The 13262-nt window shown below is 62.3% G+C and carries 17 protein-coding genes; 2 read left to right on the forward strand and 15 right to left on the reverse strand.

Annotation, left to right across the window (positions count from 1 at the left end; translation table 11 throughout):
• Positions 1-6: 6 nt before the first annotated feature.
• From J5M72_RS15730 to ccmA, 10 genes are all read right to left on the reverse strand, one after another.
• The gene (locus J5M72_RS15730) at positions 7-414 is read right to left on the reverse strand and encodes a hypothetical protein (protein WP_207866284.1); all 408 of its coding nucleotides are present in this window, start codon (positions 412-414) and stop codon (positions 7-9) included.
• Positions 415-439: 25 nt separating this feature from the next.
• Positions 440-1639, reverse strand: a complete 1200-nt coding sequence (ccmI, locus tag J5M72_RS15735; protein ID WP_169429429.1) for a c-type cytochrome biogenesis protein CcmI — start codon at positions 1637-1639, stop codon at positions 440-442.
• A complete protein-coding gene (locus J5M72_RS15740) occupies positions 1636-2106 on the reverse strand; it encodes a cytochrome c-type biogenesis protein (protein WP_169429428.1) in 471 nt (156 codons plus the stop codon). The genes ccmI and J5M72_RS15740 overlap by 4 nt, the downstream gene beginning before the upstream one ends.
• On the reverse strand, positions 2103-2639 hold the full coding sequence (locus J5M72_RS15745; protein ID WP_011333088.1) for a DsbE family thiol:disulfide interchange protein: 537 nt from the start codon (positions 2637-2639) through the stop codon (positions 2103-2105). The genes J5M72_RS15740 and J5M72_RS15745 overlap by 4 nt, the downstream gene beginning before the upstream one ends.
• Complete coding sequence (locus J5M72_RS15750) at positions 2636-4624, reverse strand: heme lyase CcmF/NrfE family subunit (RefSeq protein WP_169429427.1); 1989 nt, start codon at positions 4622-4624, stop codon at positions 2636-2638. The genes J5M72_RS15745 and J5M72_RS15750 overlap by 4 nt, the downstream gene beginning before the upstream one ends.
• A gap of 3 nt (positions 4625-4627) precedes the next feature.
• Positions 4628-5083 (reverse strand): cytochrome c maturation protein CcmE, encoded by a 456-nt coding sequence (gene ccmE, locus J5M72_RS15755; protein ID WP_085699419.1) that lies wholly within the window; start codon positions 5081-5083, stop codon positions 4628-4630.
• Positions 5080-5256: a heme exporter protein CcmD gene (ccmD, locus tag J5M72_RS15760; protein WP_011333085.1), complete on the reverse strand. Its 177-nt coding sequence runs from the start codon at positions 5254-5256 to the stop codon at positions 5080-5082. Before ccmD ends, ccmE begins: the two co-directional genes overlap by 4 nt.
• Entirely contained in the window at positions 5253-6008 is a 756-nt protein-coding gene (locus J5M72_RS15765) for a heme ABC transporter permease (protein ID WP_085733725.1), read from the reverse strand. Before J5M72_RS15765 ends, ccmD begins: the two co-directional genes overlap by 4 nt.
• A gap of 78 nt (positions 6009-6086) precedes the next feature.
• Complete coding sequence (gene ccmB, locus J5M72_RS15770) at positions 6087-6755, reverse strand: heme exporter protein CcmB (RefSeq protein WP_085710502.1); 669 nt, start codon at positions 6753-6755, stop codon at positions 6087-6089.
• Positions 6752-7387: a cytochrome c biogenesis heme-transporting ATPase CcmA gene (gene ccmA / locus J5M72_RS15775; RefSeq protein WP_169429426.1), complete on the reverse strand. Its 636-nt coding sequence runs from the start codon at positions 7385-7387 to the stop codon at positions 6752-6754. The genes ccmB and ccmA overlap by 4 nt, the downstream gene beginning before the upstream one ends.
• A gap of 198 nt (positions 7388-7585) precedes the next feature.
• Here ccmA and J5M72_RS15780 point away from each other — a divergent pair, with 198 nt between their 5' ends.
• The gene (locus tag J5M72_RS15780) at positions 7586-9160 is read left to right on the forward strand and encodes a flagellar hook-length control protein FliK (RefSeq protein ID WP_207866286.1); all 1575 of its coding nucleotides are present in this window, start codon (positions 7586-7588) and stop codon (positions 9158-9160) included.
• On the forward strand, positions 9157-9486 hold the full coding sequence (locus tag J5M72_RS15785) for an EscU/YscU/HrcU family type III secretion system export apparatus switch protein (protein ID WP_207866288.1): 330 nt from the start codon (positions 9157-9159) through the stop codon (positions 9484-9486). Before J5M72_RS15780 ends, J5M72_RS15785 begins: the two co-directional genes overlap by 4 nt.
• 123 nt (positions 9487-9609) lie before the next feature.
• Here J5M72_RS15785 and J5M72_RS15790 read toward each other — a convergent pair whose 3' ends face one another.
• From J5M72_RS15790 to motD, 5 genes are all read right to left on the reverse strand, one after another.
• Positions 9610-10002, reverse strand: coding sequence for a DUF2802 domain-containing protein (locus J5M72_RS15790; protein ID WP_169429423.1), 393 nt, complete (start codon positions 10000-10002; stop codon positions 9610-9612).
• Entirely contained in the window at positions 10003-10488 is a 486-nt protein-coding gene (locus tag J5M72_RS15795; RefSeq protein ID WP_007959223.1) for a chemotaxis protein CheW, read from the reverse strand.
• An 85-nt stretch (positions 10489-10573) separates the two neighbouring features.
• Positions 10574-11533, reverse strand: coding sequence for a CheW domain-containing protein (locus J5M72_RS15800; RefSeq protein WP_207866290.1), 960 nt, complete (start codon positions 11531-11533; stop codon positions 10574-10576).
• 2 nt (positions 11534-11535) lie between these two features.
• Positions 11536-12324, reverse strand: coding sequence for a ParA family protein (locus tag J5M72_RS15805; RefSeq protein ID WP_007959220.1), 789 nt, complete (start codon positions 12322-12324; stop codon positions 11536-11538).
• 43 nt (positions 12325-12367) lie between these two features.
• Complete coding sequence (motD, locus tag J5M72_RS15810) at positions 12368-13258, reverse strand: flagellar motor protein MotD (RefSeq protein ID WP_085710492.1); 891 nt, start codon at positions 13256-13258, stop codon at positions 12368-12370.
• Positions 13259-13262: the final 4 nt, after the last annotated feature.

The following is a 13262-nucleotide window of genomic DNA, read 5'->3' on the forward strand; positions in this document are numbered from 1 at the left end:
TTTTCATTACTCCCCGAACTGCTTGCCCAGTCCCGCCGGTACGCCGTGGATGTTGGTTTCTTCCCACGGGCCGTTGGGGCTGATCGAGCGGCTCCAGCCGTTGTTCCAGCGGTAGTAGGTGCGCTGGCGGTAGAAGGTGTTGGTCTGGTCATCCAGCACGTACACGCCCAGTTTCTGATCCCAGTGGCTGTTGCCGCCCGGTGGCGGGGCGAAGCTTGCTGAGGTGCGTGGGGCGGGTTTCGAGGGTTTGGCCGGAATGCCCGGTTTGCCCGGCGTCGGGCTGGTCGATGGCGTCGGGCTGGGTTGTGACGGTGGGATCGGCGGCAGCCTTGTGGTCGGCTCTGGTCGTTGCACCGCACATGCGCTCAAGCCCAGGGCCAGTGTGAGGACTGTGATTCGGGCGATGGCGTTCATGGCGGTGCTTTCCTGTTGGTTCCGGCTATTTGTCCGGGCTGTCGATGGTCAGTTTTTGCGGCGCGGTGGTGCTGCTGGCCAGAGGCCCGCTGCGACCGACCCACTCACCGGCGGTCGGTTGACCGGCTCGGGAGATGCGCGCAACCAGTTGGACTTCGGGGAAGTTCGACAGTTTCAATTGCGGCATCATTGCGTCGGCATCACTCAGCTCGACGGTGACCGGCAGGTCCGCGACAGTCAGACGCTTGGCCGCCAACGGTGCTGGAGGACCGGAAACGGCGCGGGCGAAGATGAACACGCTGTCGCCCGGTTGCACCTTTCCTTTCAGTTCGCTGGCCAGATCGACGCTGACCTTGAGCCGTGCGGTTTTCACGGCCGGTGCCTGAGCCACCTTGCCGCCGCTGGCTTCAAGTTTCTCGGTCGCTCGCGCGATACCGCCCTGCAGAGCTTCGCGGGACTTGTCATTCGCTGGCAGTTGCTCCAGCAGACGATTCCAGTAATCGATGGCTTGCTGATAGCGCTCGCCTTCGAACGCGGCGATCCCCAGCAGGCCGAGGCTGGTGACTTCTTTCGGATCAGCCTTCAGTGCTTCGTCGGTCAGGGCTTGAATCTTGTCCGACCACTTCTTGCCATCGGCGAAGTACTGCGCCTGCGCCCACTGGCCGAGCAGTTCCGGTTGACGGCCGGCCAGGTTGGCGGCGCGTTCGAACATCTTCGCCGCGTCCGCCGGACGATCCTGAGCCATATAGGTACGGCCGAGAAAATACAGGCCTTCGGCTGAATCCGGTTGCGCGGCGACTGCGCGCTCCAGCCGTTGGGTCATCTCTTCCATGGATTGCGGTGCCTGGGCGAACTCGCGGGTCAGTTCGACTTTGTCAGCGGCACCGAAATGCATGTACAAACCAAGGCCCAGCACCGGCACGAGTACGGCTGCCAGCAGCGGCAGCGGTTTGCCCAGTTTCGAAACCCGCGCCGGCGCCGCACCTTCGGTGTCGGCCAGCAACTCACGGGCCGCTTCGGCACGGCCGCTGTCCATTTGCGCAGCGTCGAGCACGCCTTCAGCCTGCTGCGATTGCAGTTCGGCGACGCGCTCCTGATACAGGGCGACGTTGAGGGCGGTTCGATCCTCTTCACGCTGGGCGCGACGTTCACGCAGGACGGGGATCAACAGAAAACTCAGGGCGACCAGAAGCAACAGCCCTGCGGCAAGCCAGAAATCAATCATTCTTGGGTTTTATCCAACAGTTGGTCGAGGCGCTGACGTTCTTCAGGGGACAGCGATTGCGGCGTCTCGGCGCGTTGCCCGCGACGGCGGCGGACGATCACGGCGATGACGACAAAACCACCGAGCAACAACCCGGCCGGGCCAAACCACAGCAGCGCAGTCTTGGCATTGAGCGCCGGCTTGTAGCGAACGAAATCACCGTAGCGGTCGACCATGAAGTCGATGATCTGCTGATTGTCCTTGCCCTCGCCGAGCATGCGGAAAATCTCTTTGCGCAGGTCGGCGGCAATCGGCGCGTTGGAGTCGGCGATGTCCTGGTTCTGGCACTTGGGGCAGCGCAGTTCCTTGGTCAGTTCGCGGAAACGCTCGCGATCGCCTTCTTTGGCAAACTCGTAGGTGTCGATGGCGGCGTGGGCCACACCGGCCAAACTCAAACCCAGCACCATGGCAGCTAAAAAGCGCTTCATGGCTTGGCCTCGTCGACCAGCGCCTGATACTTGGCCGCCAGTTTTTCGCGCCAGACCTGCTCGTCGATCACGCCAACGTACTTGTCGCGAATGATGCCCTTGGCGTCGATGAAGAAGGTTTCCGGCGCGCCGTAGACACCGAGATTCAGGCCCAGGGAGCCTTCGTCGTCACGGATGTCCAGTTGATACGGATTGTGGAATTCGGCCAGCCACTTCAACGCATCGGCGTTGGTGTCCTTGTAGTTGATGCCGTAGATCACCACGCCGCGCTCGGCGAGTTTGTTCAGCACCGGGTGCTCGACCCGGCAGGAAATGCACCAGGTGCCCCAGACGTTGACCAGCGCCGGTTTGCCGAGGATGTCGGCCTTGGTCAGGGTCTTGTCGCCCTGCACCGCCGGCAGGGAAAACTCCGGGAACGGTTTGCCGATCATCGCCGACGGCAGCTCCGCCGGATCCAGGTACAGACCGCGATAAAGAAATACCGCCACCAGCAGGAAAATCGCCAGTGGCACCAGCATCAACCAACGTCTCATGCAGCGGCTCCTTCCATGCCCAGCGCTTCACGCACACGGGCTTTGACCTTGACCCGGTAACGCCGGTCCAGCGCCGCCAGTATCCCGCCCAGACCGGTCAGCAGACCGCCGAACCAGATCCAGCGTACAAACGGTTTCACATGCACCCGCACCGCCCAGGCGCCGTCGCCCAGTGGTTCACCCAGCGCGACGTAGAGGTCACGGGTGAAACCGGCGTCGATCCCGGCTTCGGTCATCATCGAACTCTGCACGGTGTACAGGCGTTTTTCCGGGTGCAACACGCTGATTTCGCGGCCATCGCGGATCACCCGGATGGTGCCCTTGTCGGAAGTGAAGTTCGGGCCTTCGAAGTGTTTGGCACCTTCGAACACAAACTGATAACCGGCCAGTTCCATTGACTCGCCCGGCGCCAGACGCAGGTCGCGCTCGGCACTGTTCTGGCTCGACAACACGACGCCCAGCGCACACACGGCGATACCGAGGTGGGCGAGCTGCATGCCCCAGTAGCTGCGGGTCAGGGTCGGCAGACCTTTGATCAGGCCCTTGTGGCGCGTCTTGTCGAAGATGTCGCGCACGCCGGCCAGCAACACCCAGGCCGCCAGCAGGAAGGTCGCCAGCACCGCCCAGTTGAAATCACCGTAGGCAACACCGGCCACCACGGCCAGCGCGACGCTGCCCAGCAGCACCGGAGTGAGCATGCTGACCAGCCATTTAACCGGCGTATCTTTCCAGCGCACGATCACACCGACCGCCATCACCACCATCAGCAGCGCCATCAACGGAATGAACAACGCGTTGAAATACGGCGGGCCGACCGACAGCTTGGCGCCGCTGATCGCATCGAGAATCAGCGGATACAGCGTGCCGAGCAGGATCATCGACGCGGCCACCACCAGCACCAGGTTGTTGCCCAGCAGCAGGGTTTCCCGCGACCACAGGTTGAAGCCGACCTGGCTCTTGACCACCGGGGCGCGCAAGGCAAACAGCGTCAGCGAACCGCCGACCACGAACAGCAGGAAGATCAGGATGAACACACCGCGCTCAGGATCCGAGGCAAACGCATGCACCGACGTCAGCACGCCGGAACGTACGAGGAAGGTACCGAGCAGGCTCAGGGAGAAGGCGGCAATCGCCAGCAACACCGTCCAGCTCTTGAACACGCCACGTTTCTCGGTGACCGCCAGCGAGTGGATCAGCGCCGTACCCACCAGCCACGGCATGAAGGAGGCGTTTTCCACCGGGTCCCAGAACCACCAGCCGCCCCAGCCGAGTTCGTAGTAGGCCCACCACGAACCGAGGGTGATGCCGATGCCGAGGAAGGCCCACGCGACGATGGTCCACGGTCGCGACCAGCGTGCCCACGCCGCATCGAGGCGACCGCCGAGCAATGCGGCGATGGCGAACGCAAACGCCACCGAGAAACCGACATAGCCCATATACAGCATCGGCGGATGCACGATCAGACCGATGTCCTGCAGCAGCGGATTGAGGTCACGACCGTCGGCCGGGATCTGCGGCAGGATCCGCGAAAACGGGTTAGAAGTCAGGATCAGGAACAGCAGGAAACCGGTGCTGATCATGCCCATCACCGCCAGCACGCGGGCGAGCATCACTTGCGGCAGTTGCCGGGAGAACACCGATACGGCGAACGTCCAGCCACCCAGGATCAACGCCCACAGCAGCAGCGACCCTTCGTGGGCGCCCCACACGGCGCTGAACTTGTAGTACCACGGCAGCGCGCTGTTGGAGTTCATCGCGACATAAGCCACGGAGAAGTCGTCGGTCATGAACGCGTAGGTCAAGACGCCAAAGGCAAACAGCAGGAACGCGAACTGTCCCCATGCCGCTGGCTGGGCAAGGCCCATCCACAGACGATCGCCGCGCCAGGCACCGAGCAACGGCACCACCGCCTGCACCAGCGCGAAACACAGCGCCAGAATCATCGCCAGATGGCCAAGCTCGGGAATAAAAATCGTTGAAGTCATCGATCAACCCTCCTTCGCTGGGGTTGGCGCGGATTGACCGCTGTCCTTCAGGGCCTTGGTCACTTCCGGCGGCATGTATTTCTCGTCGTGCTTGGCCAGCACTTCATCGGCCACTACGACGCCGTCGGCGTTGAGCTTGCCGAGAGCAACAATGCCCTGCCCTTCGCGGAACAGGTCCGGCAGGATTCCACGGTAGGTGATGGTCACGGACTTGTTGAAGTCAGTGACCACAAATTTCACGTCCAGGGAATCCGGTGAGCGTTGCAGCGAACCTTTCTCGACCATGCCGCCGGCGCGGATGCGCGTGTCCTGCGGCGCTTCGCCGTTGGCGATCTGGGTCGGGGTGTAAAACAGGTTGATGTTCTGCTGCAGGGCGCTCAGGGCCAGGCCGACGGCAGCGCCGACCCCGACCAGAATTGCCAGAATGATGATCAGACGCTTTTTGCGCAGCGGATTCACTTGCCGTTCTCCCGGCGCAGACGACGCGCCTCTTGTTGCAGATAACGCTTGCGGGCCGCGATTGGCGCCGCCACGTTGAGGATCAGTACCGCCAGACAGATGCCGTAGGCCGACCAGACATACAGGCCGTGATGGCCCATGGCGAGGAAATCGCCGAATGACGCGAAACTCATCGAGCGGCCTCCAGGCTGTTCTGCACTTCTTCTTTCACCCAACTGGCGCGGGCTTCGCGCTTGAGCACTTCAAGGCGCATGCGCAGCAACAGCACGGCGCCGAAGAAACAGTAGAAACCCAACACCGTCAGCAGCAGCGGCAGCCACATTTCGGCAGGCATCGCCGGTTTTTCGGTGAGGGTGAAGGTCGCGCCCTGGTGCAGGGTGTTCCACCACTCCACTGAGTATTTGATGATCGGGATGTTGATCACGCCGACGATGGCCAGCACCGCGCAGGCCTTGGCGGCGCTGTCGCGATTGCTGATGGCGTTGCCCAGGGCGATCACGCCGAAATACAGGAACAGGAGAATCAGCATCGAGGTCAGCCGCGCGTCCCAGACCCACCACGAACCCCAGGTCGGCTTGCCCCAGATCGCCCCGGTGACCAGCGCCACGGCGGTCATCCACGCACCGATCGGAGCAGCGCATTGCAGGGCGACGTCGGCCAGTTTCATCTTCCACACCAGCCCGACCACACCGCACACCGCCAGCATCACGTAGATCGACTGAGCGAGCATCGCGGCGGGAACGTGGATGTAGATGATGCGAAAGCTGTTGCCTTGCTGATAGTCCGGCGGCGCGAAGGCCAGGCCCCAGACGACGCCGACAGCGATCAGCAGCAACGCTGCGATGCTCAGCCACGGCAGGAACTTGCTGCTGATGCCGTAGAACCACTTGGGCGAGCCGAGCTTGTGAAACCAGGTCCAGTTCATACTGTTTCCATCACGGGTGCCGCTCATCGGTGCGAGCAGTCTCAGGGTCTTTGCTGGTTAAATTTTAACCAGACCTCATTATTCGCCGACGCTGATCTTCAGGCCAGCAGCTATTGCAAAGGGTGTCAGGGTTATTGCCAGGGCGGTCAGGCTGCCAAGCCACAACAGATAACCCGTCGCCGGCATGCCCTGCAGTGCCGCCTGCAAGGCGCCACTGCCGAGGATCAACACCGGGATGTACAACGGCAGAATCAACAGCGCCAGCAACAGGCCACCGCGTTTCAGACCGACCGTCAGCGCCGCGCCTACCGCGCCGAGCAAGCTCAGCACCGGTGTACCCAGCAGCAACGAAAGCAGCAATACCGGCAGACACGCAGCCGGCAACCCGAGCATCAACGCCAGTAACGGCGAGAGCAAAACCAGTGCCAGCCCGGAAAAAAGCCAGTGTGCCAGCACCTTGGCCAACACCAGAAGTGGCAGGGGGTGCGGCGAAAGGACCCACTGTTCAAGGGATCCGTCTTCGAAATCACTGCGGAAAAGCCCGTCCAGCGAGAGCAGGACCGACAAAAGCGCCGCCACCCAGACTAACCCCGGGGACAAGTTTTGCAATACTTGAGTTTCCGGTCCGACGGCCAGCGGGAACAGCGCGATGACGATGGCGAAGAAAATCAGCGGATTGGCCAGCTCCGCCGGGCGGCGGAACAGCAGTCGGGACTCACGGGCAACCAACAGGCCGAACACACTCATACTGCCCAGTTCCCCAGATCGATGTCGCGATAACCGGCCGGCATCCGGCTCAGCGTGTGGTGAGTGGTCAGCACCACCAGGCCGCCCTGCTCGCAGTGTCTGGCCAGATGCTCTTCGAGCTGCGCCACGCCCTGTTTGTCCAGCGCGGTGAAGGGTTCATCGAGAATCCACAGCGGCGGACTGTCCAGATACAAGCGCGCCAGCGCCACGCGGCGCTGCTGACCGGCGGACAGGCTGTGACAGGGAACATCCTCGAATCCGCGCAATCCAACTGCCGCCAGCGCCTGCCAGATCGCCTCGCGTCCGGCGGGTTGATGCAGGGCGCAGAGCCAGGCGAGGTTTTCTTCCGGGGTGAGCAGGTCCTTGATCCCGGCAGCATGGCCGATCCACAGCAGATTGCGCGCCAGTTCGCTGCGTTGTTCGGCCAGGGGTTGACCGTTGAGCAGCACCTGACCTTCGGTCGGTTGCATCAGGCCGGACAGCAAACGCAGCAGGCTGGTCTTGCCGCTGCCGTTGGGACCGCTGATCTGCACCATATCGCCACTGGCCAGTCTCAATTCGAGATTCTCGAAGAGCAGTCTGAGATCACGCTCACAGGCGAGGCCGACGGTTTGCAGGACAGGGCTGGTCAAGGGTTCACGGGCCTTATACGGTTCAAGTCGGCTCTGGGGCGGCCGTTAAAGAGTTGCAGCATAAATGCAATGACGGCTCAATCCAGAGAGCTGCGTCAAACAATTGCTATGTTTTTTTGAACGAACGGAAGGACGGGCGGCATTATACATGGCGTCCCCTGCTCTCCCGAGTGCATTTTCCTCAGGTTGTGTCCGCGTATGACAGGCGAAATGAACATCCTCCCGCTCCCGCCCACCGCCCCGGCGACGGCTCGCCCGCAGGTGGGCGAGCTGCTGAAGTTGCTGACGCCGGTCGAGGGGCTGATTGCCGCCGGCCAGAGCGCCAAGGCCGAGGTGTTGTCGCTGAAGCCGGCGGACCAGGCCTTTCAGGTGCTGCTCAAGGTCACCCTCGACGGCGGCCGTCAGACTACCGTGCAAGCGACAAGTACCCTGCCGTTGCCACAAGGCACCAACCTCGCCGTCACTCAGCCGTCGGCAGGCAATCTGGCGATCACCGTGCAACAGGCCATCGCCACGGCTGTCGCTACCCTCACCCGCATCGATACCGCGCAATTGCCGGTCGGCACGCTGCTGCAAGGCAAGGTGCTGACGAATCAGGCCTTGGCGCAGGTACCGGGGCAGCCGACGGTGTTCCGCTCGACGGTCAGCCTGCTCAACACGGTGTTGAGCGGTAGCACCCTGAGCATCGACAGCCCTCAGCCATTACGCATCGGCACTCTGTTGTCGGCGCTGGTGCAGGATTCGCAGACCCTGAAATTCCTGCCACTGAGCAATCGCCAGGAACAACTGGCGGTCAGTCAGCAACTGGTCAGCCAGCAAAGCCGTCAGGGTTCGTTGGATGGCTTGCTGAAAATGCTCCAAAGCCTGCCACCCACCGACGACCAGACCTCCAGTGATCTGCGTGCCGCAGTGGACCGGCTGCTGGCCAACCTGCCGGACGTCGGGCAACTGACCACCCCCAAAGGCCTGGCTCAGGCACTGCTCAACAGCGGCGCCTTTCTCGAAGCCAAACTGCTGGCCGGGCAAAACCCGGCGCTGGCCCCGGACATGAAAGCCGATCTGCTCAAGCTGATCGCCCAGCTCACCCCCGGCCTGCCCGGCAATACCAATCTGAATGCGATCATCGCCGCCAACACCCTGGCCCAGGCGCTGCCAAGCTTCGTGCGCAACGCCCTCGGCATGCTCGGTCAGGTCAGTGCGAAGCCGGTGCCGAGCAGCTTCCCGCTGCCCGACCGGCTGCTGCAAAGTCTGGAAGGTGAAGGCGATCTGGAACATTTGCTGCGCCTGGCCGCCGCCGCTGTCTCGCGCCTGCAAAGTCATCAGCTGTCGAGCCTGGAACAGACCGGCGTGACCGACGACGGGCGGCTGCTCAGCACCTGGCAACTGGAAATCCCGATGCGCAACCTGCAGGACATCGTACCGTTGCAGGTCAAGTTCCAGCGCGAAGAAGCGCCGCAGAAACAGGACGCCAACGAACAGCGCCGCGATGAGCGGGAACCGAAGCAGCAACTGTGGCGCGTCGACCTGGCGTTCGACATGGAACCGCTGGGGCCGATGCAGATTCAGGCACAACTGATCAGTGGCAGCCTCTCAAGCCAGTTGTGGGCCGAGCGGCCATATACCGCCAGCCTGATCGAAAGCAACCTGAGCACGCTGCGTCAGCGCCTGCTGGATTCGGGGCTGAACGTCGGCGATCTTGACTGTCACCTCGGCACCCCGCCGCAAGGCATCCAAACCCGTCTCGAACACCGCTGGGTCGACGAAACCGCATGAACGATTCCACCGCTCCACGCCAGGCCATCGCCCTCAAGTACGACGGCAGCCACGCCCCGACCCTCACCGCCAAGGGCGACGACGAACTGGCCGAGGAAATCCTGCGTATTGCTCGCGACTGTGAAGTGCCGATCTACGAAAACGCCGAGCTGGTGAAGTTGCTGGCGCGAATGGAACTGGGCGACAGCATCCCGCAAGAGCTGTACCTGACGATTGCCGAGATCATCGCGTTTGCCTGGAACCTCAAGGGCAAGTTCCCGGCGGGACACAATCCGGATGCACCGATGGTCGAGAAGGACGTCACCGAGCGCGGCGACGATTACTGAGGTTTTGAAGGCCCCTTCGCGAGCAAGCCCGCTCCCACATTCGACCGCGATCCTATTGAAGGAATGCAGTCGAATGCGGGAGCGGGCTTGCTAGCGAATAGGCCATTAGCCTCAACGCAATAATCAGTTCTTGTGCAGCTTGCGCATCAACTCCGCCTCAGCCTGGGTCAACCCGCAGGACTGAGTCAGCTCATCGACACTCGCGCCCATCCCGACCAGTTTCGCCGCCTGGGCGAACGACAGGCTCGACGGGTCGCGCTGTTCGAGTTGGGAAAGCTTGTCCGGAATCGGCCCGACGACCGCGCGCAGCTCGTGCAGGGCTTCGCCCATGCGCACGTTGCCGTTCTGGTAATCGTCGACACGCTTGGCCAGGTCCTTGATGCGCTGATCACGCAGCGCATCGCCCTGAGCCTGTTGCGCAGCGATGACCCGCTGCGCCTTGATGTACGCCAGAAACATTGCCAGCGTGCCTGCCCAGAACAGGAACAGGACAATGACCGCTACCTCGAGAATCAATCAGATGTTCTCCAGTTCCGACCACTCTTCTTCGCTCATCATCTTGTCCAGCTCGACCAGGATGAGCAACTCGTTGTTCTTGTTGCACACGCCCTGGATGAACTTGGCCGACTCTTCGTTACCGACGTTCGGTGCGGTCTCGATTTCCGACTGACGCAGGTAAACCACTTCAGCCACGCTGTCGACCATGATGCCAACAACCTGCTTGTCGGCTTCGATGATGACGATACGGGTGTTGTCGCTGATCTCGCCGCTCATCAGGCCGAAGCGCTGACGGGTGTCGATCACGGTCACCACGTTGCCGCGCAGGTTGATGATGCCCAGCACGTAGCTCGGTGCACCCGGAACCGGAGCGATTTCGGTGTAGCGCAGGACTTCCTGAACGCGCATCACATTGATGCCGTAGGTTTCATTGTCCAGCTTGAAGGTCACCCATTGCAGGATCGGATCTTCGGAACCCTTTGCCGCCGTAGCCTTGTCGTTCATACCCTAGCCCCTCGAAAAACCGCGCCTGGCGGTGTGTGTTCTGTGCGCCGCCATGCGTATGCCGGTGCTGTCTGTTATGTAAGTGTCATGTCGGTTTGTGGTTCGGCTTACTGCCGGACATGTGCTTTGCCCCACCGCTGGCGATCAACTCGGCCAGAGCGGATACATCGAGCAAGGCGCACATGTGTTCAATCACCGTGCCCGCGAGCCATGGCCGCTGACCCCGGTGACTTCTCCATTTGATTTCATTCGGATCCAGACGCAACGAGCGGCTGACCTGATGCACCGCCAACCCCCACTCGTAACCTTGTACCGAAATCACGTATTGCAGGCCCTGACGGAAGTCATCGCGATAGCGATCCGGCATGACCCAGCGTGCGGTGTCCAGCACCTTGAGGTTCCCGGCCTGGCTTGGCAGGATGCCGAGGAACCACTCCGGCTGACCGAACAGCGGCGTCAGCTCATGGCCGGCCAGCGAATAGATCGAACCCAGGCACACCAGTGGCACGGCCAGGGTCAGCCCGGCGACGTCAAACAGCAGGCATTCGAAAGCTTCCGAAGCCCAGGCCGGACGGCCGTCGGTTTCCACCGGTGGTGGCGTGTTGCTGGGCGGCAGATGCACTTCGACCAGCGGCGCAACCAGGGTCGGTTCGACCGGGGCTGGCGCAGGTGCTTCAGGCTCGGGCTCGGGCTCGGGCGCCGCCGGAACCGGAGGCGTTTGCAGAAGTCGGGTTTGCAGCAGCGGTGCCAGAGTCGAGACCACGCGCACCGGCTCAGGCTCTTTGATCAGTGTCGCAGGCGCTTTGGCTACCACAGCGGCAGGCGCTGCAACCGGGGCGACCGGCCGGGCAGCTTTTTGCGCATCCCGGGCCTGCTCTTCAAGCACGGCAGCCTGGAATTCATCGAGCGCCGCGGCGGTCTCGACCACCTCGACCGGCGCTTCGGTTTCCTGCGGGATCTCTTCCGTCACATCCTCCAGCAAGCTGTCCAGATAGGACTGCAAGGCCAGTTGCGGACGCGAAGTCAGTTTGATCGGCCGATTCATGCTCAAGCCACCTGCGGAACGAGTTGTTGCGCCAGCAGATGCTTGAGCAGCGCGCGGTAGGCCAGCACGCCACGGCTCTTGCCGTCGAACTGCGAAGGGGTGACACCGGCACGACTGGCGTCACGCAGACGGGTATCGACCGGGATATAACCCTGCCAGATCTCGTCGGGGAATTTGTCACGCAGCACGCGCAAGGTGCCCATCGACGCCTGGGTGCGGCGATCGAACAGGGTCGGCACGATGCTGAACGGCAGCGCCTGTTTGCGCGAACGGTTGATCATCGCCAAGGTGTTGACCATGCGCTCCAGGCCTTTGACGGCCAGGTGTTCGGTCTGCACCGGGATCACCAGTTGCTGACTGGCGGCCAGGGCGTTGACCATCAGCACGCCGAGCAACGGCGGGCTGTCGATGATCGCGTAATCGAAGTCCTGCCACAGCTGCGCCAGACTCTTGGCGATCACCAGGCCCAAACCACTCTGCCCCGGCGACTGACGCTCGAGGGTGGCCAGCGCGGTACTCGAAGGCAACAGGGAAATGCGCTCGTCGCTGGTCGACAGCAGCAACTGGCCCGGCAGGCCTTGCGGCACACTGCCTTTGTGCAGAAACAGGTCGTAGTTGCTGTGTTCCAGGCTGTCGGGGTCGTAACCGAAATAGCTGGTCATCGAGCCGTGCGGGTCGAGATCGACCACGACCACGCGTTTGCCCGCCTCTGCCAGCAAACCGGCTAAAGCGATGGAAGAAGTGGTTTTACCAACACCACCCTTTTGATTGGCGACTGCCCAGACTCTCATTCGGATTGTTCCTCCCGGCCGAGATGCTCGGCCGAGACATGGCTCAGCGTATTAATGCGGGCGACGGAGAATTGACGGCACTCTCGCGTCCCGGCGTCTTGACCGGGGTCGGTGCAGTTTGTGTGCCAGCACGCTTCAACGCGGCGTCCGGTGTTGCATTGGCGGTCCCGGTGCCCGTCAGGCTGCGGCGCACATCAAGATTGCGCGACACCACCAGTACCACGCGACGGTTCTTCGCCCGGCCTTCGGCGGTTGCGTTGTTGGCCACCGGCTGGAATTCGCCGTAACCCACCGAAGCCATGCGGCCAGGGTTGACGCCTTGCATGGCCAGCATGCGCACGATGCTCGCCGAGCGCGCTGACGACAGCTCCCAGTTGGTCGGGTACTGCGCGGTGCGGATCGGCTGGTCGTCGGTAAAGCCTTCGACGTGGATCGGGTTGTCGAACGGTTTGAGGATCGCTGCAACCTTGTCGATGATGTTGAACGCGATATCGCTCGGCATCGCATCGCCACTGCCGAACAACAGGCTGGAGTTGAGTTCGATCTCGACCCACAGCTCGTTGCCGCGCACGGTCATCTGGTTGCTCGCGATCAGGTCGCCGAACGCAGCGCTGATATCGTCGGCGATGCTTTTCAACGGATCGCTGGCCCCCGCGATACCGGCATCGACCTGCTCGCTGTCCTTGACCAGCGGCTTGGCCGGGGTCACGGTCTTGGGGCGTTCTTCACCGATCGGGATCGGCTTGAGCGAGCGATCGGAGTCGGTGAAGACCCCGATCAGTGCTTCGGAGATGACCTTGTACTTGCCTTCGTTGATCGACGAGATGGAGTACATCACCACGAAAAAGGCAAAGAGCAAGGTGATGAAGTCGGCGTAGGAAACCAGCCAACGTTCATGGTTTACGTGCTCTTCATGCTGGCGACGACGTGCCATGAGG

Source organism: Pseudomonas sp. 58(2021) (assembly GCF_017491585.1).
Classification (GTDB): domain Bacteria; phylum Pseudomonadota; class Gammaproteobacteria; order Pseudomonadales; family Pseudomonadaceae; genus Aquipseudomonas; species Aquipseudomonas fluorescens_BT.

Bases quoted from the DNA above. Each gene is read 5' to 3' on its own strand.
- J5M72_RS15805 (WP_007959220.1), bottom strand. From the start codon at position 12,324: ATGAGAGTCTGGGCAGTCGCCAATCAAAAGGGTGGTGTTGGTAAAACC.
- motD (WP_085710492.1), bottom strand. From the start codon at position 13,258: ATGGCACGTCGTCGCCAGCATGAAGAGCACGTAAACCATGAACGTTGG.
- ccmI (WP_169429429.1), bottom strand. From the start codon at position 1,639: ATGATTGATTTCTGGCTTGCCGCAGGGCTGTTGCTTCTGGTCGCCCTG.
- ccmD (WP_011333085.1), bottom strand. From the start codon at position 5,256: ATGAGTTTCGCGTCATTCGGCGATTTCCTCGCCATGGGCCATCACGGC.
- J5M72_RS15795 (WP_007959223.1), bottom strand. From the start codon at position 10,488: ATGAACGACAAGGCTACGGCGGCAAAGGGTTCCGAAGATCCGATCCTG.
- J5M72_RS15740 (WP_169429428.1), bottom strand. From the start codon at position 2,106: ATGAAGCGCTTTTTAGCTGCCATGGTGCTGGGTTTGAGTTTGGCCGGT.
- J5M72_RS15780 (WP_207866286.1), top strand. From the start codon at position 7,586: ATGACAGGCGAAATGAACATCCTCCCGCTCCCGCCCACCGCCCCGGCG.
- J5M72_RS15750 (WP_169429427.1), bottom strand. From the start codon at position 4,624: ATGACTTCAACGATTTTTATTCCCGAGCTTGGCCATCTGGCGATGATT.
- J5M72_RS15785 (WP_207866288.1), top strand. From the start codon at position 9,157: ATGAACGATTCCACCGCTCCACGCCAGGCCATCGCCCTCAAGTACGAC.
- ccmB (WP_085710502.1), bottom strand. From the start codon at position 6,755: ATGAGTGTGTTCGGCCTGTTGGTTGCCCGTGAGTCCCGACTGCTGTTC.
- J5M72_RS15730 (WP_207866284.1), bottom strand. From the start codon at position 414: ATGAACGCCATCGCCCGAATCACAGTCCTCACACTGGCCCTGGGCTTG.
- J5M72_RS15745 (WP_011333088.1), bottom strand. From the start codon at position 2,639: ATGAGACGTTGGTTGATGCTGGTGCCACTGGCGATTTTCCTGCTGGTG.
- J5M72_RS15800 (WP_207866290.1), bottom strand. From the start codon at position 11,533: ATGAATCGGCCGATCAAACTGACTTCGCGTCCGCAACTGGCCTTGCAG.
- J5M72_RS15765 (WP_085733725.1), bottom strand. From the start codon at position 6,008: ATGAACTGGACCTGGTTTCACAAGCTCGGCTCGCCCAAGTGGTTCTAC.